Origin of the sequence: Paraeggerthella sp. Marseille-Q4926 (assembly GCF_916618935.1) — a bacterium.
Lineage (GTDB): Bacteria > Actinomycetota > Coriobacteriia > Coriobacteriales > Eggerthellaceae > Paraeggerthella > Paraeggerthella hominis.
Genome location: NZ_CAKAKF010000001.1, coordinates 660,143 through 680,895 on the forward strand (window position 1 = coordinate 660,143; position 20,753 = coordinate 680,895).

Genomic DNA, 20,753 nt, shown 5'->3' on the forward strand with positions numbered 1-20,753 from the left:
CGCTCCGATGAGGTTTTCCGTTATTGTTGCTGCCTTCAATGTAGAACCCTACATCGCCGACTGCATCGAGTCGCTGAAACGTCAGACGTATCGAGATTTTGAAGCTATCGTAGTGGATGACGCTTCGACGGACGAGACGCTGCAGGTTGCAAGGCTTCATGCCGGGGACGACGAGCGCTTCCTGTTTTTCGAGCAGTCCGAAAATGCCGGGCAGTCTGCTGCGCGCAACGTCGGGCTTCTTCATGCGACGGGGGACTACGTGTTGTTTCTCGACTCCGACGACTACTATCGCGACGATGCCCTGCAGGCGATCGCCGACCGTATAGCGGGTGATGATCTGGATCAGCTTTACTTCGCAGCGGAGACGTTTTACGAGAATCGCACGCTGAGGCGCACGCGTTACGAGGATCAGGAGAGCCGCGTTTCCATCGATGGGGTTATGTCAGGGGTCGATTTGTACGTGGCGTTCGAAAAGACGGAGGCGTTTCGGCCGTCGTCGTGCCTGTATGCCGTCAGACGTTCCGTCATCGAGGACGCTCGCTTGCGCTTTCGCGAAGGGATCATTCACGAGGACCTGCTTTTTCTCATGGAGCTTATGCCGCTGCCTCGACGTGCGGCGTTTTTCAACGAGCCTCTGTATCGCCGGCGGATGCGCGAGGGGTCTACCATGACTTCCGCCTTCAGCATGCGCAACGTCGATGGGCTGTTTCGCGTGCAGCAGGCCTTGCGCGCATGGATCTTGGAGCATGCGTCCGGGCAATCCCAGGATTTCTGCGATGCGTACGCCGCGCGCGTCTTCCATACGTGCGAAGTGGCCGCGCGCTACCTGTTCGAGATTTCCGAAGCGGACAGGGAGGCTTATCGCGAGGGGCTCGACCTGCAAGACCGCGTTGATTTCGACCTGCATATCCTGGAGCTGCACAGGGTCCTTAAAGGGGTGTACGACGAACTTGAAGGGTCGCGCACGTATCGACTGGGGCGACTGTTCCTGGCGTTTCCCAGCTGGGTGAAGAGCCGCGTGATCATGCCCCAGGCGAAAAGGAAAGACCAGGAATAGAAAGATCTTCTCTCACCATTCGGTGGGGAGGGCTTTGCGCATGCGTCTTTTTATGGCGATCTTTTCGGAAAGACTTGCCTGGCACCAGGGCTTGAACTTTCCGTAAGGAAGGTCGGCCAAGGGCCCCAGCGGCCCCTGATCGGGGTTGTTGCCGGACCAGTCGTTCAAAGCGGAGGCGTAGCGCGCCATGTTTCGCGGATAGCCGGTGAAGTAGGCGGGTTCGTGGCCGGCCAGCTCCAGCTCCGGAAAACCGTTCGCGCCGAGATGCCGCGCTAGTTCATTGCGAATGGCTTGATCGGACATGGTCTCGATATTCCACAGCGTCCAATCGAGCGCCCAGTTGAGGTAGGGCTGGCGAAGGCTTTGCCATGCGCCGTCGGGCTGCTCCTGCAAAAAGCGCTTCATGCGGCACAGCCCTTCGTAGAAAGCGAAAGGGTCTCGCGTGCGCGAGTTGGACACCGACCCGCCGCGGCCTATGCGGTGTTCGATGAGCACTTCGTTGACTACGGCGATGCGCTGCGCCAGGATTATGGCCTGGTAGGTGAACAGCATGTCCTCGCTATTGGATAGATCGTCGGGAAAGCTTAAACCTGCGGAGCGCGCGAAAGCCGTGCGGTAGAGCTTGTCCCACGGCCAGCCCATAAACGCTGCGAACACGTTTCCGGGCACGTCTCGCCATGAGAACGAGGGGGTTTCGGCAAGGTTGGGAAGCTGACTTTCCTTGAGCGCCCAAGGGGCGGCGGTGCGCTCTCCCGAATTGTGATCGAACTGCACGATGTCGCATACGACAACGTCGGCTTCGCAACGTATCGCTTGGCCATGCAGGGCTTCCAGCATGGTTGGCAGAAACACGTCATCGCCGTCGAGCAGCATGAAGTACGGGGAATCTACAAGGGCAAGGCCATGGTTGCGAGCGCCGGCGGCTCCTAGATTGGATGTATGAACCACGCGGAAACGATCGTCTTGCAGGGCGAATTCGTTGGCGATGCGTGCGGTTTCGTCGCTTGATCCGTCTTCTACCACGATGGCTTCGAAGTCGGAAAACGTCTGCGCGGCAAGAGATGCCAAGCATTCTCCCAGGCATTCTTCTACGTTGTGCGCCGTTACTACGGCGCAAATGCTTGCGGGCCGCTTCGCCATGCGCCCTCCTTTCGACGCAGAAGAGTATAGCGCATGCGAAAGCGGCCCGCTCGTCCGTGCAATCTACTCAGCTATTCGGCGTCTTTCGCCACCAGCACGGGCACTTCGGCTGAGCGCAGCACGCCGTAGCTCACGCTGCCCAGCATGCCGCGCAGCACGCCAAGGCCGCGCGATCCCATCACGATAAGGTCGCAGCCGTGCTCGCGCGCGTAGCGATTGATGCCGTCGACCACGGACGGTTCGTTTACGGCGGCAACGGTCACGTCGTTGGGCAGGCCGTCAAGCATAGAGCCGATGGCCTTGTCCATGTTGGCCTTCTCGCGCGCGCAGGCGTTTTCGACCAGCTTGTCGTACGTGTTGGGATCGATGATGGGCTCGGGAAGGCTTTCGTACGGGTTCGCGTCAAGGCCCATGGCGGGCGGGAACTCGGATACGTACATGACGTCGATAACGTGCAACTTGATGGCGGGATCTTCCTCGGCAAGGCCCTTTGCGATTTCGAGCGCGCGCAGGGCATGCTCCGACGTGTCGAACGGCACGAGGATGTTGGTGAATTTCATGCGGCACCTCCTGGTTGGTGGCTTGTCCGATGGCTTGAGTGTACCATGGGCGCCGTACGTTTCGCGTGGCGCGAACAACGTGCCCTCGATTCGTTATCTGGCATGCCGGCGTGCGGCGATTCGCGCCCGGGTGCAGCCCGTAACGCGTTTGCAACAAGCGGCGGTATAATAAAGCTCGACCGAAAAACGCAGCGTCGCTTGCAGCGGCGAGCCACAAACGAGGAAGGTGCGTATGACCGCGAACCCCCAGCAGGATTTCGTCTTGAAGACCATCAAGGGCCGCGACGTCCACTTCGTCCGGTTCTGGTTCACCGACGTTTTGGGCACCATGAAATCGTTCGCCGTCATTCCCAGCGAGCTGGAGGATGCGTTCGCGGACGGCATGGGCTTCGACGGCAGCTGCATCGAAGGCTTCTGCCGCACGCAGGAATCGGACATGCTGGCTTATCCGGATGCCTCGACGTTCCAGGTGCTTCCCTGGCGCCCCGAGGCCAATGCGGTGGGGCGCATGTTCTGCGACATCCGCACGCCCGACGGCGCGCCTTTCGAGGGGGATCCTCGTCACGTGCTTGCGCGCACCGTGGCGAAGGCCCAGGATATGGGGTACGTGTTCAACGTGGGACCCGAGCTGGAGTTCTACTATTTCAAGGACGCCGAAGGCACCGAAGTGCTCGATCGAGGGGGCTACTTCGATCTGACCAGCCTCGACTACGCGTCCGATTTGCGCCGCGACACCGTGCTCACGCTTGAGAAGATGGGCATCCCCGTGGAGTACTCGCACCACGAGAACGGCCCGTCCCAGCATGAGATCGACCTGCGCTTCACCGATGCCCTGTCCATGGCCGACGCCGTCATGACCTACAAGCTGGTCGTCAAAGAGATCGCCATGAAGCACGGCGTGTACGCGTCGTTCATGCCCAAGCCCATGGCCGACCAGCCGGGCAGCGGCATGCACGTGCATCAGAGCCTGTTCGACCTCGACGGCAACAACGCGTTTTTCGATCCCTCCGATCCGCAGGGCTACGGGCTGTCGAGGGTTGCCAAGCACTACCTTGCCGGGCTCTTGAAGTACGCGCCCGAATTCTGCGCGGTCACCAACCAGCATGTGAATTCCTACAAGCGCCTGGTGGCGGGCGGGGAGGCTCCCATCTACCTTTCCTGGGCGCGCGCGAATCGCTCGACGCTGGTCCGCGTGCCGGGGTACCGTCCGAATCGCGAGATGGCGTGCCGCTTGGAGCTGCGCAGCCCCGATCCCGGCGCGAACCCGTACTTGGCGTTCGCGGTCATGCTGGCCGCCGGCTTGGCGGGTATCGAGGAAACGCTCGAACTGCCCGATCCTGCTGAAGACCAGAGCCTTCTTGCGCTCTCGCGCCAAGACTTGCGGCAGCGTGGCGTTCGAACGCTTCCGGAAAGCTTGGGGGAGGCCATCGAGCTGTTCGCCGCATCCGATCTCATGCGCGCGACGCTCGGCGATCACATTCACGGCTACCTGGTGGCGTCGAAGCGCGCCGAATGGAACGACTACCTGGCCCATGTTTCCCCTTGGGAGCGCGATCGGTATCTGGCGGTGCTGTAGCATGGGCGCCGTGCGGCCTGCGGGGAATCGGAGGGGTTTCCTATGAGAAAGACCGTCATATTCATAGCCGACAGCCTGGACAACGCCCACAAGTTCCAACAGGTCCTTTCAAGCTTGGACGTGGCGGTTGTGGCCGGTTCGTCCGTGCAGTTCAAAAAGCTGCTCTCGCAGCACGCTTCGTGCGACCTGGTTATCTACGAGGCGCGCAGCGGCTCTTTGTCGAACGTGTCCCAGGTCGAGTCGCTCATGCTGGAGGAGGGAACGGCTTCGCTGCTGGTCATCGTCAACGAGGACCAGTTGGCCGATTTCCGCCTTCCCGTGCAGGTGAAAAGCGACTTCGTGGTGCACGGCGCCGGGCCGGACGAGTGCGCCGCGCGCATTCGGCAGCTGTTGTGGCCGGGAAACGAAGGAACCACCTCCGATGTTCTTGCGGTTGACAACATGACCATCAACCTTGCCACGTACCAGGTGACGATAGGCGGCGACCCGCTTGATCTGACGTATCTGGAATACGCGCTCCTTGCATTTCTGGTTACGCATCCCGGGCGCACGTATTCGCGCGACGCCCTGCTGCGCCGCGTGTGGGGCTTCGACTACTACGGGGGAAGCCGTACGGTGGACGTTCACGTTCGCCGCGTTCGCGCGAAACTGGGGCCCGACCTCGCGCAGCATTTGGAGACGGTTCGCGGGGTCGGCTATCTTTGGAGCGCGTGATCGCCGGACTTCGCGCGCATCCTGCGCGATTCGGCTTGTAGGCGGCGCGTGGTCGTTTCCCGGTGGACTGCGCGGCGCGAGCGCTTGCGCTATACTAAGCCCTCAAAACACTCGCCGACGGAGGTATTCATGTCGAAGAAGATAGCAGTCATCGACGGCAACTCGCTCATGCATCGCGCGTACCATGCGGTTCCCCCCACCATGAACGCCCCCGACGGGCGTCCCACCAACGCGGTCTTCGGGTTTCTGTCCATGCTGCTGAAATTCATCGACATCGCGGCTCCCGACGCTCTCATCTGCGCGTTCGATGCGGGCCGTCCGGCGTTTCGCATGGAGGCCCTCGAGCAGTACAAGGCGCAGCGCCCTCCCATGGACGACGATCTGAAGGTTCAGTTTCCCATCATCGAGGAGCTTTTGGAGGCCATGGGCGTGCCGGTGGTACGCATCAAAGGCTGGGAAGGCGACGACGTGCTGGGGACCATCGCCGCGCGCGACGAGGCGCTGGGCTACGAAACGCTGCTGGTGACCGGCGATAAGGATGCCTATCAGCTGGCTACCGACAAGACGCGCATCGTCACCACGAAAAAGGGCATCACCGACGTGGCCATATACGGGCCGGCCGAGGTGCTGGATCGCTACGGCATCAGTCCTGAGCAGGTGCCCGACTACCTTGGCCTGAAGGGCGATTCTTCCGACAACATCCCCGGCGTGCCCGGCATCGGCGAGAAGACCGCCGCGAAGCTTTTGCAGGCGTACGGCAGCCTGGAAGGGCTCTACGAGCATGTCGACGAGCTCAAGGGCAAGCAGAAGGAGCGCATCGTCGAGAACAAGGACGCCGCTTTCGCCAGTCGCGAGGTGGCCACCATCGTGCGTGACCTCGACTTCCCGTTGGATCTGGAGTCGTGCAGCTTCCCGAACTTCGACCCGGAAACCGTGACCGCGGCGTTCGAGGGCGTGCGGTTCAACGCGCACCTGAACCGCGTGCTCAAGCTGGTCGGCAAAGAGCTTGAAAAGAAGGCGGCGCCCCTCGTGGTCGAGCCGGTGCTCTTCGCCGCCGAGGCTGACGCGCTGGTGACCGCCGCCTTGGAGCGCGGCGAGACCCTGGGCGTGTCGTTCGTCGAGCCCAAGCAGGCGTCCCTGTTCAGCGCGGGGCTGCATTGCGCGGTCAGCACGAGCGAGGGAACCGCGCTGTACGAGGACGAGGCCGGGCTGGAGGCATTCGCGCGGATCGTGCGCGAAGGGGCGTTCGCCTCGCTCGACGTCAAGCTGGACGTTCATCGGGTGTACCCGCCGGACACGGCCAAGCGCGCGCTCGTTTCCGACGGCGATCTTTCGAGCATGCGCGCGTTCGATCTGGGGCTTGCCGGTTACGTGCTGAATTCCTCGGTTGCGGAGTACTCCTACGACGCTTTGCTGGACGCGTACTGCGGCGGCGTGCTGCCCGATACGAAGGACGAAGCATCCTTGGCGGCCGCTCAGGCCGCTGCGGCGCGCGCGCTGGTCGAGCCGCTTACCGAGGCTTTGCGGCGCGAGGGCAGCCAACGCGCGTACTTCGACATCGATTTGCCGCTGGTGGCGGTTCTGGCCATCATGGAGCGCACGGGCGCGGCGGTCGATTACGATCGCCTGTTCGAACTGGGCGTGCGCACGCAGGTGGAGCTCGACGACCTGCGGGGCCGCATCGTGGAGATGGCGGGGGAGGAGTTCAACCTCGATTCCCCCAAGCAGCTTTCGCACATCCTGTTCGAGGTGCTGGGCCTCAAGCCGCTCAAGAAGAACCAGCGCGGCTACTCGACCGATGCGGGAGTGCTCAAGGAGCTGGCGAAGGAGCACGAGCTGCCCGAGCTCGTGCTGCGCTACCGCGAGCTTTCCAAGGTGAAGTCCACCTACATCGATGCGCTGCCGCGCATGCGCGCCGAAGACGGTCGCGTGCATACTACGTTCAACGAGACGGTCACCACCACGGGGCGCTTGTCCTCGTCCGACCCGAACCTTCAGAACATCCCGGTTCGCACCGAGTTCGGCCGCAAGATCAGAGAGTGCTTCATGCCCCTTGAGCAGGGGAGCAAGTTCCTCTCGGCCGACTATTCGCAGATCGAGCTGCGTCTGCTGGCGCACCTGTCCGCCGACGAGCATCTGGTGGCGGCGTTCTGCTCCGGCGCGGACTTCCATGCCGCTACGGCCAGCCGCGTGTTCGGTCTGCCGGTGGAGGAGATCACGCCTCAGCTGCGCAGCCGCGCCAAGGCCGTGAACTTCGGCATCGTGTACGGGCAGCAGGCGTTCGGCCTGTCCCAAAGCCTGGGCATCCCCTTCGGCGAAGCCAAGGAGATGATCGAACGATACTTCGAGGCGTACCCCGGAGTGCGGACGTACCTGGACGAGACGATCGCCGTGGCCAAGGAAAAGGGCTACGCGGAAACCATGTTCGGGCGCAAGCGTCATATCCCCGAGCTCAAGGCCGGCAACGCCAACCAGCGCGGCTTCGGGGAGCGCACGGCTATGAACCATCCCATGCAGGGCAGCGCGGCCGACATCATCAAGCTTGCAATGACCGAAGTCCAGCGTCGGTTGATGGACGAGGGCTTCCAGGCGAAGCTGCTTTTGCAGGTGCATGACGAGTTGGACTTCAGCGTGCCGCAAGATGAGATCGAGCGCCTGTCGGCCATGGTGAAGGAAGTCATGGAAGGCGTGGCCGTGCTGCGCGTTCCGCTGGTGGCCGACGTATCCTTCGGCGACAGCTGGGCGGAGTCGCACTAGGTTTTGGCGGCTTGCCAGCCGCCGGCCCTCGCCGATGCTGCGGGCCGTCCGGGCACCCCATCTTCCCGCGATCCCGCAAGCTTGCGTACCGAAGTACGCGTCGCTTGCAGGATCCCGCGAATCTGTGGCACCGGGCCGGCCCTCGCTGGCTCTTCTGGACCCGCGTGAGAGCTGCAACTAACAAAAAATTCACACCACGCCGCCGTGCGTAGCTACGAAAGTTCTGCTATCATATAAATGTTGTGCTCTGTGGAGGCACAGCGTAGGAAGAGTGCGATGATACGCGGAGATTGTGCATAAGATCACATTGACTTGCTACGGTCACGCTGTTAAGATATCGCCTTGCGTTTATTTATATCAAGGAGACACTCATGTACGCAATCGTAAAAACGGGCGGCAAGCAGTACAAGGTTGCCCCTGGCGACAAGCTGAACATCGAAAAGCTTGACGCCGAGGTCGGCGCAAAGGTTGAACTCGAGGCAATCTGCGTCGTTGACGGCAAAAAGGTGGAGGCTGATCCTACGAAGGCAGCTGCCACGAAGGTCACCGCTATCGTTCTTGAGCAGTTCAAGGGCGAGAAGCAGCTGGTCTTCAAGTTCAAGAAGCGCAAGAACTACAAGAAGCTGCGCGGCCATCGCCAGCAGCTGACGCGCGTCGAGATCGAGTCGGTGGGTTCTGCCAAGAAGGCCGCCGAGAAGAAGACCGCTGAGAAGAAGCCGGCTGCCAAGAAGGCCGCCGAAAAGCCTGCGTCGGACGACGCCGAGTAAGCGCAAGGAGGGAACACCATGGCTCACAAGAAAGGTCTCGGGTCTACCCGTAACGGCCGCGACTCCCGCGCGCAGCGACTGGGCGTGAAGATGTTCGCTGGTCAGACTGTGAAGACGGGCAACATCATCGTTCGTCAGCGCGGTACGCATTTTCATCCGGGCGAGAACGTCGGCCGCGGCAAGGACGACACCCTGTTCGCCCTGTGCGACGGCACGCTTGAGTTCACGCGCGGCGTCAAGCGCAAGGTCCACGTGCGCCCCGAGGCGTAAGGGTCTGCTGACTACGACAGCATAACATTCTTATGTTGAGCGGTGCCCCCTGTTCGTCAGGGGGCACTTTTTCATATACAATCCTTTGGGTTGGATACCGGTAGATCGCACCTCCAAAACGCGAGATGCGAAACGAATACAAAGGAACGCTTTCGTGTTTATCGATAAAGTACGCATTCATGTAAGGGGCGGCAACGGCGGTGCCGGCTGCATGTCGTTTCGCCGAGAGGCCCATGTACCCAAGGGCGGGCCCGACGGCGGCGACGGCGGGCATGGCGGCAACGTGGTGGTCGAAGCCGACGCAAGTCTGTCGTCGCTTATCGAGTACCGCTTCAAGCATCATTTCAAGGCCGAGCGCGGCACGCACGGCAAGGGAAGCCGCATGCACGGCGCTACGGGTGAAGACCTGGTTCTCAAGGTGCCCGTCGGCACGGTGGTTCACGAGTATTTCGAAGACGAAAAGGAAACGGGCGAGCTCATCGCCGACTTGACCCACGACGGCGAGCGCGTGACCGTGGCCGAAGGCGGCATGGGCGGGCGCGGCAACATTCACTTCGTCACGTCCAGAAGGCGCGCTCCAGCCTTCGCCGAATTGGGCGAGCCCGCACAGGAGGGTTGGATCGAGCTCGAGATGAAGCTCATGGCCGACGCTGCGCTGGTGGGCATGCCGTCGGCGGGCAAGTCGTCGCTCATCGCCAAGATGAGCGCCGCGCGCCCCAAGATCGCCGATTACCCGTTCACCACGCTGGTTCCGAACCTCGGCGTGGCGCGTTCGGGCGACCTGAGCTTCGTCGTGGCCGACATCCCCGGCCTGATCGAAGGTGCTCACGAGGGCAAGGGCCTCGGCCATGAGTTCCTGCGCCACATCGAGCGCACGGCGCTCATCGTGCACGTGGTGGACTTGACGGGCGATTGGGAAGGCCGCGATCCTCTCGAGGATTACGAGATCATCAACCGCGAGCTTGCGCTGTACGCCGACGAGCTGGCCAATCGCCCGCGCATCGTCGTGGCCAACAAGATCGACGTGCCGGGCGTGGAGGAGGCGTGCGAGCTGCTGGCGCAGCGCGTGCGCGAGGACTCGCTTGCTGCGGCCGACGGCGACGAGTTCGGACAGAGTTCCATCGATCCGAAGCTGTACTGCATCAGCGCGTTGACCGGCGAAGGCGTCGACGGCTTGAAGGCCGCCATCGCCACGAAGGTGCACGAGCTGCGCGAAGCGGCGCGCGCCCATGCCGAGCAGGACGTGCAGTACGAGCACGTGTGGGAGCTCAAGCGCGAAGCACGCGACAGAAGGTTCAAGGTGGTTCCCCTGGGCGGCGGCGTGTTCCGCGTGGAGGGTCCGCGCGTCGAGCGCATGGTCGTGCAGACCGACTGGGAAAACGAAGAGGCCATTCTGTTTCTGCAGCATCGCCTGAAGCGCCTTGGCGTGGAGCAGGCGCTCGAGCGCGCAGGAGCTGTGGACGGCGACGAGATCCGCATCGTGGGTCGCGCCTTCGAGTTCGAATCGGCGCGCACGGCGGAGGACCTGTACAAGGAGCTTGATCTGTAATGAAAGCAGACCGTGTGGCCGATGCGGCGCATCCGATGCAAGGGAAGCGCCTGGTTATCAAAATAGGGTCGTCGACGCTCACCACCTCGGAAAGTTCGATCGACTATGCGTACCTGCAGAAGCTGGCCGATCAGATAACCCGTGCGAAGAGCGTCGGCTGGCAGCCCGTCATCGTGACGTCGGCCGCCATCGCGTGCGGTCTGGAGGCGCTCGGCATTGCCAAGCGACCTTCGGACATGCCCAGCTTGCAGGCTGCGGCTTCGGTGGGGCAGAGCGCGCTTTCGACGGCCTACGCCGAAGCGTTCGCGCCCCATGGCATCACGACGTCGACCGTGCTGCTCACGCGTCGCGACACGGCGGATCGAAACGCGTACCTGCATGCGCGCGACACGTTGCTGCGCCTGCTCGACCTGGGGGTCGTGCCCATTGTGAACGAGAACGACACGATCTCGGTCGAGCAGATTCGCTTTGGCGACAACGACACGCTCGCCGCTTTGACGGCGTGCCTCATCGACGCGGACCTCATGATCATCTTGTCCGATATCGAGGGCTTGTACGATGCGAACCCGCACCATCATCCCGACGCGCGCCTTATCTCGTGCGTCGAGGCCATCGGCCCGGAAGTTATGGCCGTGGCGGGCGGCGCGGGCACCACGGTAGGGTCGGGCGGCATGATCACCAAGATCAAGGCGGCGCGCGTGCTCATGGTTGCGGGCATCCCCATGGTCATCTGCCATGGCCGTCGCGAGAACGTCATCGTCGACGTGGCTGCCGGCGAAGACGTGGGGACGCGGTTCGTCGCGGCTGAGAAGCCGCACGAGATCACCCCGAAGAAGCTGTGGATTGCGCTTGGGGATTCAGCACGCGGATCGCTGGTGGTGGACGACGGCGCCAAGGCGGCGCTCACATGCAAGGGCAGCTCGCTTTTGTCGGTGGGGGTGCGCGCGGTGGAAGGTCGTTTCGATCCGGGCGACATCGTCGACATCAAAGACGGTGCAGGGCATCTGTTCGCGCGGGGCAAAGCGGCGTTTTCAAGTGACGAGACCGCGCTTGCCATAGGGCGCACGCGCTCGCAGTTGCAGGCGAATCGCCTGCTGGCAAGCTTGGCGGAGCGCCCGCTTGTTCACCGTGACGAGCTTGTGGTGTTCGAGTAGGCCGGTTCGGCTATAGGCAAGGCGGGACAAGGAGGCAACGATATGATCGACGAAACCGTGCGCGACGAGGTGCGTCGCGTTGCTGAGTCTGCTCGGGCCGCAAGTTCGGCGCTGGGGCAGACCACTGCAGGGGAGCGCAATCGGGCGCTCATTGCAATGGCGCGGGCTCTGCGCGAGCATGCGGCGGACATCATCGCTGCCAACGGACGCGACATGGACGCGGCGCGCGAGGCCGGCACCAAGGAGAGCTTGCTCGACCGCCTTATGCTTGACGAAAGCCGCGTCGAGGCTATGGCCTGCGCTCTTGAGGATTTGGTCGTCCTGCCCGATCCGCTCGGATGCGTCCAGGATGAGCGCCAGCTGTACAACGGCATCGAGCTTACCCGGGTGAGCGTGCCCTTGGGCGTGGTCGCCGTGGTGTACGAGGCTCGTCCGAACGTTACGGCCGATGCAGCCGGCATTTGCCTGAAGTCGGGCAATGCCGCGGTGCTGCGCGGCGGCAGCCTAGCCTCCGCTTCCAACGAGGCCGTCGCACGCGTGCTTCACGATGCTGCGGTGAGCGCTGGCATGCCGCAGGGTTGCATCGGGCTGATCGCCTCGACCGATCGCGCTGCGGCCGACGAGCTCATGCAGCTTCACGGGGTGATCGACGTGCTCATTCCGCGCGGCGGGGCGGGGCTTATCCGCCACTGCGTCGAGCATTCCAAGGTTCCCGTCATCGAAACGGGCACGGGCAACTGCCATGTGTACGTGCACGCCACCGCGGACCTGGAGATGGCGCGCGCCATCGTGCTCAACGCGAAATGTCGCCGCTACGGCGTGTGCAACGCGGCCGAAACGCTGCTGATCGATGGGGCTGCGGCGGAGGTCATGCTGCCTCGACTGCTTGCCGACCTGCAGGCAAAGGGCGTGCTGCTGCATGCTGACGAATGCGCCCTTCGCGTGGCGCGCGCTCATGGCGTCAAGGCAGAAGCCGCTGTCGAGCGGGATTGGGCTACCGAATACCTGGCGCCCGAGATGGCCGTGAAATGCGTTGGCGGCGTCGACGAGGCCATCGATCACGTGAACCGGTACGGCACGCGGCACTCCGAGGCTATCGTCGCCGACCCCACCGATGCAGAGGGCGCGGCGGCGCTGGAGGCGTTTCTCAATCGCGTTGACGCGGCTGCCGTGTACGCGAACGCTTCGACGGCGTTCACGGACGGCGGGCAGTTCGGCTTGGGCGCGGAGATCGGCATTTCCACCCAGAAGCTTCATGCGCGCGGCCCGTTTGCGCTTGCGGCCCTCACGTCGTACAAGTACGTGCTGCGCGGTACGGGGCAGGTGCGCGCGTAAGTGGCCGTCATCTGCGATAGGTTCGATCAGCTGGGCATGGACGGGCGTCCTGCTCGGCTGGGCATCATGGGGGGCACGTTCGACCCCATCCATATCGGGCACCTTGCGTGCGCCGAGCAGGCGCGCGAGGCTTACGGGCTGGACGGCGTGGTGTTCGTTCCCGCAGGCAATCCGGTGTTCAAGAAGGACAGGAACGTGACTCCTGCCGCGCACCGTCTTGAGATGTGCCGCGTTGCCGTGGACAGCAATCCTGCGTTCGATGTGAGCTCGATCGAGATCGACCGCGGCGGCGACACGTACACGGTGGACACGCTGCGCCAGATGCGCGCGCATTATCCCGCCAACGTGGAGCTGTGCTTCATCACCGGGGCCGATGCGGTGTACCACATCCTGCAATGGCGGGAAAGCGCGGCCATCGCCGATCTAGCTCGTTTGATCGCGGTTACAAGGCCGGGCTACGCGCTGTCCGAATCGCATCGCGCGGCCATCGCCGAGCGAGGGAGCTTCACGGTCGACTATCTGGAAGTTACGGCGCTTGCCATCTCCTCGAGCGATCTGAGGGACCGGGTTGCGGCGGGAAGGTCGATTCGCTATTTGACCATGCAGGGCGTTCTCGACTATATTCAAGCGCATGCGCTGTATCGCGCGCAAGGCTGCGCCGCATGCGGCGGTACGGAAGGAGGGTCGTTGCGATGAGCGAACGGGATACGTCGTGCGCGCCTGCTCCTTGTGGGGACGACGCGCTTTCCGACGCGTTTTTCGAAGCGCGCAGGCAGGATTTGAAGGCAAGGCTCAAGCGCTCTCGATACGAGCACACGCTGGGGGTGGCCGACACCGCCGTGCGGCTTGCGCGTTTGTACGGCGTCGATGAGCGCAAGGCGCGCTTGGCGGGGCTGCTGCACGACTGGGACAAGAGCTTCGACGACGAGGGAATTCTTCGACGGGCCGAAGAGCTGGGGCTCGACGTCGATTCCTCTGCGATCGGGGACCTTCCGGCGCTTTTGCACGGTCCCACGGCCGCGCTCGCGCTTTCGCGGGCGTATCCTTGCATCCCGTGCGATATCGTGCGGGCCATCGAGCTGCATACGACGGGCGCTATCGGCATGAGCGATTTGGATATGGTCGTGTACGTTGCCGATGCCGTCGAGCCCGGTAGAAAATACGATGGGCTGGAAAAGCTGCGCGCGCTGGTTGGCCAGGTCTCGCTCGAAGAGCTGTTCTTGGCAACCTTTCAACATGTTCTTCTCAACCTTATCGATCGGCGTAAGCGGGTGTATCCGCGAACGCTCGAAATATGGAACCATTACCTTGTCCGCGCGCGAGAAGCCGCAGGCGAAACACCGAAGAAAGGAATAGCGTGACCGAAACGAAGAACGAGACCCCCAAGGTGACCTCTCGCGAATGCGCGCTCATCGCCGCGCGCGCCGCCGATGAGAAGAAGGCCACCGACATCATGGTGCAGGAGGTGCGCGATCTTATCGGCGTAACCGATTACTTCGTGATTGCAACCGCGTCGAACAACCGCCAGGTCGAGGCTATCATCGACGAGATCGAGGAGGCTGTTCGCACGCAGGGCCACCTGAAGCCCCTGCATCGCGAGGGAACGCAGGACGGCACCTGGTCGCTGCTCGACTACGGCAGCTTCGTCGTGCACGTGTTCCAGCCCGAAACGCGCGACTACTACCGACTGGAGGCGCTCTGGAACGACGCGCCCGTGGTGGATCTGGCGAAGGAAGCGGGCCTGACCGAGATCGAGTATTCCGATCGCATTGCGAAGATGCTCGGGCGCAACTAGCGGTCGTCCACACGCCATACGGCTTATAGCGAGAAACGGGGCTTCGGCCCCGTTTCTCGTTGACCAGGCTGTTTCGATGCGCGCTGGATGCGCGTGGGAAACGTGTTGGATTTTCGCGCGGTCCGCGCTGGATTCGCGTCAGGAGCGCGCTGGATTATTGCTGGGAAGCTGCTGGATCCGCGGCAGGTCGGGTTGGATCCTTGTCGGATATGCGCCATCTGCGCGCTAGATTGCCTCGCTATGCTTTTGCCAAGGTGCTTGACGCGGCAAGTTGTATCCTATAAGATACAAAGGAGCAAAGATGGCAGACGGTTCTGTTCAGGTTTTCAGCACGGCGACGTTCGCTCGGTGGCTCAGGCGGTTGAAGGACGAAAGCGCTCGCGTGGCCATTCTTGCGAGGATCGCTCGCCTGGAGGACGGGCTTTGGGGCGATGTCCGCTCGATCGGGGATGCGGTGGTCGAATTCCGCGTCATGCAGGGGCCGGGCTATCGTTTGTACGGCATGCGGCATGGGTGCAAGGTCGTTCTGCTTTTGTGTGGCGGAGACAAAGGGTCTCAGCGTTTCGATATCGCGCGAGCGAAGCGGCTTGCTCGGCGCATACGGCAGGAAGGGGCTTTCGATGAAGAATCCGTTTAGACGGCCGCTAAAGGTCAAGGAGTTTTGCGTTTCCGACTATTTGGACTCCGAGGACGCGATCGCATCGTACCTCACTGCCGCGCTGGCCGAGGGCGATCCCGAGTTCTTCCAAAGGGCTCTCGGCGACGTGGCGAAGGCGCGCGGAGGAATGGCGCAGGTAGCACAGCAGGCAGGGGTCGGTCGCGAAAGCTTGTACAAGTCGCTATCGGCGGAGGGCAACCCGCGGTTCGGCACCGTTGTCGACGTGCTTTCGGCTCTTGGCTTCAAGCTTGAGGTTGTTCCTGACGCATAGGCCGGCCGGAAACGATTGGAAGCGGTGCGGTTTACGCATGGCTTTTTTCGGTAGTCGTCCGCAGCGCCTTCGGAAGGGGAAGGGCTGCTCCTAATGCGGCTGCGGCGATCATCACCACGACGCCTTTCACCGGGAAGCACAGGAACAGCAGCAGCACGGTCATGAGCGGTTGGCGCATGACGCCGCCGACGAGCGCTGCCGTGCAGGTGCACAGGCAGAACACGGGGTCGGCTCCCGTGAGCGTAGCCATGCCGTAGCCGATGGAGACGCCGGCGAAGATGACGGGGAAGAAGTGTCCGCCGCGCCAGCCGAAGCGGATGCACAGGGGCGTGACGGCCACTTTCACGAATCCCGTCGCAAGCAGCGTGACCGCTCCCATGCTCATCCAAACTTCGTTAAGCTGCTCGGTTTGCACTTCGCCGGCGAACATCGTGAACGGCAACGCGATGCCCATGGTTGCAAGGACAAGCCCCGCGATGATCGCTTTCAGCACCGGGCGATCTCCCATCTTGTCCGACGCCTGCTTGAAGCAGCCGTCGAACGCGCAGAACAGCCACCCGCCTGCCGCGCCGATCAAGGCAAGCGGCAGAAACCAGACCGCTTCGGTTGCGCCGACGTGGATGTCGCTGTAATGCGGAAGCGACATACCCCCGCCGAACAGCGACGACAAGCCCATAAGCGCGCCGAGCGCGCCCGCTATCGCGCAGAAGTACACGACCAGCTTCGAGGTTTTCGGAAGGGTGATGGTCTGCTCGGACCCTTCGGGCTCTCCGCCGTACAGCGGTGCGGCGAACCCGAACAGGGGTGCGGTGAATATGGCGGAAAGCGCAGCCATGGTGCCGACCGAGGTGAGCTGTTTGAAGTCAGATCCGAAGCGCTTCATGCGGTCGCCTACCCAGGTGCAAATGCCGGCGATCGCCCCGGTCAAGCCTGCTTCGGGGCCGACGGAGCCGCCGAAGAACAGCGGAAGAAGCGCCGCGATGGACATGGTTCCCAGCTTGTCGTATTCGTAGCGACCGTCTTGCTTCACTTTGGCCATGACCTCGTTGAGATCTTCCGGGTAAGGGCCGAAGCGCTTGGCGAACAGGCCGATGATCAATCCTCCCACCAGGCAGGCCGCCAGGGGGAAGTACGGCCCGAAATGCGCGGGCATCTTCTCCCATATAAAAGAGATGCCCAGGTTCATGACGAAGAGGAGAAACCACACGAACGCTCCCGCTATGGCGCCGGTCACGATGACCGACGCGACGAACAGGAAACGGTTTGCGAACTTCGCTGCCTTCACGATGGACTCCTAACGCGTGGCGATGTCTCGGGCGCAGGGCAGGCCGTGCGCGCCTTGCGCCGTTTGCACGGCGCGCACGATGGCGCCCTGCATGGCTTCGGTGGCCAGCATGGCCACCAGGTCGTAGTCGGCCTCTGCTTCGCACGAGGAGAACGTGAACACGGTGTCGCCGTCGCCGGACGTGTGGACGGGCTTGATGGCCCGGGCGTACGCGTCGTGGACGGTGGACGATACTTTGGTGGCCTGCGCCTTGGTTATGCGGGCGTTCGTGAGGACCAGTCCGATGGTGGTGTTCGGGCAGGGCCCTTCGCTTGGGACCGCGCGGCTTCCGTCGTCTTGGACGCGGCTTGCAAGCTCGGTCAGTGCATCGAGCGGCTCCATGACAAGGCCGTTGGCTCCTCGGCATCCGGCGATCCAGGTGCCGTCGCTTTCGCAGACGTTGCCGAGCGCGTTCACGGCGACGATGGCCACCGCCACCACGTCTCCCATGCGCAGCCCGCAGATGCCCAGCCCCGCCTTCATGGCCCGATCGCCGCCCAGGAGCTTCCCGACCGTGGCCCCGCATCCGGCGCCGACGTTTCCTTCTTCAAGCGGCTCGGTTGCTTTACGCTCGAAAGCTGCGCGGGCGGCGGCGCGGCCCATGGCCGCATCGGGATGCGCGTTTTTGCCTACGAGCAGGTCGAACAGGCATGCTCCGCATACGATCGGCACCCGCGCGCTTTCGACGGGAAAGCCGATCCCGCGTTCCGCCAGCTCCTCCATCACGCCGGTCGATGCGGCTAGGCCGAAAGCGCTGCCGCCCGAAAGGACAACGGCGTGCACGGCTTGGATCATGTTCTCCGGCTTGAGCAGATCGGTCTCGCGCGTGGCGGGACCGCCTCCGCGCACATCGACGCCGCAGACGCCTCCTTCGGGCGCGATGACCACGGTGCAGCCCGTTGCCGCAGCGGCATCGTGCGCGTGGCCGCACAAGAACGCGGGCAGGTCGGAAAGGGAAGCGGGCTGGAGCATAGCGGTTCCTTCCTGAGGAGACTGGTCATGCAGTAGTCGCATTGTACACCGTTGAAGGAGCCTTCGCTGCCGAAGGGCGCAACCGGGCCGCACCGGCTTCGGCTTGCCGGTGGAAAGATGCCGGGATCGAACTTATGTCGGCTTGCGGCGCCCTCTTCGCAGTGATACGGTGGAAACCCTTTCAAACCGCTGCATCCCTCCCTTACGATGGGAGTGATTCGCATGCCAGATTTTCTGACCAAGACCGCTTGTCGCGGACGTCGTCCGCAGCGATTCGTCTCGGCCCGCCACTACCGGCGCCCCGACCTCATTGCGAAGTTGCTGAGGGAGCGCCATGTTCCCCGGTTCATCGTTGCGCCCGAGGGATTCGGCAAATCGTTCGTAGCGCTGGAGTACGCGGAAACGGTTTTCCGGTTCGAGCACGTGTTTTGGATCGACGCGAAAAGCCCGTGCTTTTTGCGCGATCTCGATGACGGGCGCATTGCCAAGACGCTTTCTTCGGAAGACCGCGCTCCGTTCTTGGCCGTTGTCGAGGACGTGCCCTCGCTGGACCCCCAGCGCGTCGAGTTGCTGTCTCGTGAGGTGGACGCGCTGATCGACCGTGGCTGCGAGGTTCTGGTCACCTGCCTGCCCATGCGCGATGCCTTCCATGGGCAGCGGGACCGCCTCAAGCTGGGGGCCGCGGACTTGCTGTTGACCGATGCCGAGCTTGATGCTTTGCGCACGGCTGCCGAGCGCGAGGCCGAACCCGCCGCCCTCATGCCGACGGCTCGTCGCATCGCGACGCTTGTGTGGGGGACGCCCGACGATCGCGCAGCGTTTCTCGCGTCGGTTGCGAAAGAGGAGCTTCCCGCCGATTTGATGCTCCCCTTGTTTTCGATGCTGTGCCTGCAAAACGGCGCGCTTGCCGACCTTGCGGCGTTCGGTTCCTGCGAGGACGATTCGATTGCGATTTTGTCGGAGCAGTATCCTTACCTGGGAATCGATTGTAGGAAAGAACGCTTCGACGCCGCCTCTTTTTCGATGGACGAGCTGTCGGAGGCGTTTTCGCCGACATTGCCCGGCCTTGCGGAGAGGTCGGTGTTTTCCGACGCCGATGCGCTCGCGACGCACATTGCGGACGCGTTGCTGAAGCGCGAGCAGCTTGCGCGTGCGTGCGATGCGGCTCGCTTGCTGGCATCGCGCAAGGCGCGCGCGGTATGGTTGGCAAGCCGGGGCCGCGAGCTTTCCGACGGGGCCTGCCTGGTCCCCGCGTGCGACGTGTACCGCTCGCTCGGCGGGGAGAAAGCCGGTCTGGCCTGCTTCCTCGATGCCGCGGAGGCCGCGCGGCGCGCCTTGTTGGGGGATCGCGACTCAGCCTGCGCCGTTGCGCGACGGGTGAGCGGGTCTTCTGCCGCCGCGGTCGGATTGCGAGCCGCCGCGGCGCTCGTCTTGGGCCGATGCGCCGAAGAAGGGGAGCGCCGCCGCGCTATTCGCCTGGCCTCGTCGCTGGCCCTTGCTCCCGAAGCCGCGCGCGAGGATGACGGGTTTTTGCCGGATACGGACGGACGGTCTCTTGCGGCGGCAGCTGCCGTGCAGGACGCGCTTGAGACGTCGTGCACGGAAGGAGCGAAAGCGTGGTTGGCCTGGTACGAAGGCGGCGTTCGCGGGCGCATGATGGCCTATGCTGCAGCTTGGGTGCTCTCTTGCGCGGAGCTTGAAGCGCGCGCCGGGCGATCGCGGGCCGAGGCCTTGCCCTCGGAACCGGTCGACCAGGTGGCTGTCGTGGTGCGAGCGCGTGTTTCGACGCTTGCGCAGGACGCATTGCGGCTTTTCGACGGAATGGCGGGCGCGGGGCTCGAGCGCGCATGCGAAAGCGGAGCGGTGTCGGTGCCTTCCCTTGACGCGCGCTCGTCTTTGGCCGTGCGCCGCGTCGAGATGGCCCTGTTCTCCCAGCGCGCGGATCATGAGCGCATCGAGCGAGAGCGCGCCGAGCGCCGCTTCGTGTTCTCGGCCACCCATCCCGATGCGCTCAGCAGCCAGTCTTGCATGCCCGCGCCGTCTGCGGCCATCGGGGCGGCGCCGAGGCTCACGGTGAATCTGTTCGGCGGCTTGGACGTGCGCATAGGGGGCAAGCGGGTCGACGATGCGCTGTTCAGGAGGCAGAAGGTCAAAACGTTGCTGGCTCTTCTCGTGCTCAACCGGGGGCGCGAATTCTCGCGCGACAAACTGGTTTCGCTGCTGTGGCCGGAAAGCCCGCTGGAAGCGGCGCGCAAGAATTTCTACGGGGTTTGGAGCCTTTTGCGGCGTGCGCTCAAAACGCCGGACGGCACCTGTCCGTACCTGATTCGGCAGCAACGTGGACTGCGCCTTGATGCCGACCTGCTGGACAGCGACGTTGTTCAGTTGGACGACGTGTGCAACAAGCTGTTGTTCGAACAGCCGGGATACGGGGGGTGGGCATACTTGTTTTCGCAGGTGAACGACAGGTTCTCAGACGACATCCTTCCCAGCGAGAATAACAATGACGCCCTTGTGGGCAGGCGGGCCGAATGCCGCGACAAGCTGGTGGACGCCTTGGTGGCGGCTTCGACGCGGCTGGTGGGAGCGGGCGAAGTGCGCGAGGGGCTGTGGTTCGCCCGGGCTGCGCTGCAGCGCGACGGCGGGCGGGAGGATGCGTACGTGGCGCTCATGGAGGCCCAGCTGGGGGCGGGGCAGCGCAGCGCGGCGCTCGAGACGTACTTCGCATGCCGCCGCTACTTGGTGAACGAACTGGGCATCGATCCGTCCATCGAGACCACGCGCCTGTACCGCAGTATCATCGAGAGCGAAGAGGAGCTTGAATGACCGGCCGTCGACCGCAGGGGAAAACGCT

General features: G+C 63.3%; 19 protein-coding genes. 15 read left to right on the top strand and 4 right to left on the bottom strand.

The window, feature by feature from the left end; all coding sequences use genetic code 11:
* Window positions 1-7: 7 nt before the first annotated feature.
* Window positions 8-1,057: a glycosyltransferase family 2 protein gene (locus LG373_RS02690; protein WP_225748910.1), complete on the top strand. Its 1,050-nt coding sequence runs from the start codon at window positions 8-10 to the stop codon at window positions 1,055-1,057.
* A gap of 12 nt (window positions 1,058-1,069) precedes the next feature.
* On the opposite strand, the gene LG373_RS02695 is transcribed toward LG373_RS02690, so the two are convergent.
* Together LG373_RS02695 and LG373_RS02700 are read right to left on the bottom strand one after the other, a co-directional pair.
* On the bottom strand, window positions 1,070-2,197 hold the full coding sequence (locus tag LG373_RS02695; RefSeq protein ID WP_225748911.1) for a glycosyltransferase family 2 protein: 1,128 nt from the start codon (window positions 2,195-2,197) through the stop codon (window positions 1,070-1,072).
* Window positions 2,198-2,268: 71 nt separating this feature from the next.
* A complete protein-coding gene (locus LG373_RS02700; protein WP_114567601.1) occupies window positions 2,269-2,757 on the bottom strand; it encodes a universal stress protein in 489 nt (162 codons plus the stop codon).
* A gap of 232 nt (window positions 2,758-2,989) precedes the next feature.
* Here LG373_RS02700 and LG373_RS02705 point away from each other — a divergent pair, with 232 nt between their 5' ends.
* The 13 genes from LG373_RS02705 to LG373_RS02765 all read left to right on the top strand — a co-directional run bounded on the left by LG373_RS02705 (window position 2,990) and on the right by LG373_RS02765 (window position 15,603).
* Window positions 2,990-4,333 carry a glutamine synthetase family protein gene (locus tag LG373_RS02705; RefSeq protein ID WP_225748912.1) on the top strand — a complete coding sequence of 448 codons (1,344 nt, stop codon included), beginning with the start codon at window positions 2,990-2,992 and terminating at the stop codon, window positions 4,331-4,333.
* Between the two features lie 42 nt (window positions 4,334-4,375).
* A complete protein-coding gene (locus LG373_RS02710) occupies window positions 4,376-5,047 on the top strand; it encodes a winged helix family transcriptional regulator (protein WP_114567599.1) in 672 nt (223 codons plus the stop codon).
* Window positions 5,048-5,176: 129 nt separating this feature from the next.
* Window positions 5,177-7,804, top strand: a complete 2,628-nt coding sequence (gene polA, locus LG373_RS02715) for a DNA polymerase I (protein WP_225748913.1) — start codon at window positions 5,177-5,179, stop codon at window positions 7,802-7,804.
* A gap of 371 nt (window positions 7,805-8,175) precedes the next feature.
* Window positions 8,176-8,571 (top strand): 50S ribosomal protein L21, encoded by a 396-nt coding sequence (gene rplU / locus LG373_RS02720; RefSeq protein ID WP_225748914.1) that lies wholly within the window; start codon window positions 8,176-8,178, stop codon window positions 8,569-8,571.
* An 18-nt stretch (window positions 8,572-8,589) separates the two neighbouring features.
* The gene (gene rpmA, locus LG373_RS02725) at window positions 8,590-8,841 is read left to right on the top strand and encodes a 50S ribosomal protein L27 (protein ID WP_114567596.1); all 252 of its coding nucleotides are present in this window, start codon (window positions 8,590-8,592) and stop codon (window positions 8,839-8,841) included.
* Between the two features lie 154 nt (window positions 8,842-8,995).
* Window positions 8,996-10,390 carry a GTPase ObgE gene (gene obgE, locus LG373_RS02730; protein ID WP_114567595.1) on the top strand — a complete coding sequence of 465 codons (1,395 nt, stop codon included), beginning with the start codon at window positions 8,996-8,998 and terminating at the stop codon, window positions 10,388-10,390.
* Window positions 10,390-11,544: a glutamate 5-kinase gene (gene proB / locus LG373_RS02735; protein WP_225748915.1), complete on the top strand. Its 1,155-nt coding sequence runs from the start codon at window positions 10,390-10,392 to the stop codon at window positions 11,542-11,544. The genes obgE and proB overlap by 1 nt, the downstream gene beginning before the upstream one ends.
* A 42-nt stretch (window positions 11,545-11,586) precedes the next feature.
* A complete protein-coding gene (locus LG373_RS02740; protein WP_225748916.1) occupies window positions 11,587-12,879 on the top strand; it encodes a glutamate-5-semialdehyde dehydrogenase in 1,293 nt (430 codons plus the stop codon).
* Window positions 12,880-13,575 carry a nicotinate-nucleotide adenylyltransferase gene (nadD, locus tag LG373_RS02745; protein WP_114567593.1) on the top strand — a complete coding sequence of 232 codons (696 nt, stop codon included), beginning with the start codon at window positions 12,880-12,882 and terminating at the stop codon, window positions 13,573-13,575. It begins immediately after the preceding gene.
* On the top strand, window positions 13,572-14,240 hold the full coding sequence (yqeK, locus tag LG373_RS02750) for a bis(5'-nucleosyl)-tetraphosphatase (symmetrical) YqeK (RefSeq protein WP_225748917.1): 669 nt from the start codon (window positions 13,572-13,574) through the stop codon (window positions 14,238-14,240). The genes nadD and yqeK overlap by 4 nt, the downstream gene beginning before the upstream one ends.
* Window positions 14,237-14,674 (top strand): ribosome silencing factor, encoded by a 438-nt coding sequence (rsfS, locus tag LG373_RS02755; RefSeq protein ID WP_225748918.1) that lies wholly within the window; start codon window positions 14,237-14,239, stop codon window positions 14,672-14,674. Before yqeK ends, rsfS begins: the two co-directional genes overlap by 4 nt.
* 301 nt (window positions 14,675-14,975) lie before the next feature.
* Window positions 14,976-15,311, top strand: a complete 336-nt coding sequence (locus LG373_RS02760; protein ID WP_114567591.1) for a type II toxin-antitoxin system RelE/ParE family toxin — start codon at window positions 14,976-14,978, stop codon at window positions 15,309-15,311.
* Window positions 15,295-15,603 (top strand): addiction module antidote protein, encoded by a 309-nt coding sequence (locus LG373_RS02765; RefSeq protein ID WP_114567590.1) that lies wholly within the window; start codon window positions 15,295-15,297, stop codon window positions 15,601-15,603. Before LG373_RS02760 ends, LG373_RS02765 begins: the two co-directional genes overlap by 17 nt.
* Before the next feature lie 31 nt (window positions 15,604-15,634).
* Here the strand turns inward: LG373_RS02765 and LG373_RS02770 are convergent, their stop codons facing one another.
* Both LG373_RS02770 and LG373_RS02775 read right to left on the bottom strand, forming a co-directional pair.
* Window positions 15,635-16,888, bottom strand: a complete 1,254-nt coding sequence (locus tag LG373_RS02770) for a chloride channel protein (RefSeq protein WP_225748919.1) — start codon at window positions 16,886-16,888, stop codon at window positions 15,635-15,637.
* Window positions 16,889-16,897: 9 nt separating this feature from the next.
* Window positions 16,898-17,899 carry a P1 family peptidase gene (locus LG373_RS02775; protein WP_114567588.1) on the bottom strand — a complete coding sequence of 334 codons (1,002 nt, stop codon included), beginning with the start codon at window positions 17,897-17,899 and terminating at the stop codon, window positions 16,898-16,900.
* A gap of 222 nt (window positions 17,900-18,121) precedes the next feature.
* Between LG373_RS02775 and LG373_RS02780 the strand changes: the two genes are divergently transcribed.
* Window positions 18,122-20,725, top strand: coding sequence for a BTAD domain-containing putative transcriptional regulator (locus LG373_RS02780; RefSeq protein ID WP_225748920.1), 2,604 nt, complete (start codon window positions 18,122-18,124; stop codon window positions 20,723-20,725).
* Window positions 20,726-20,753: the final 28 nt, after the last annotated feature.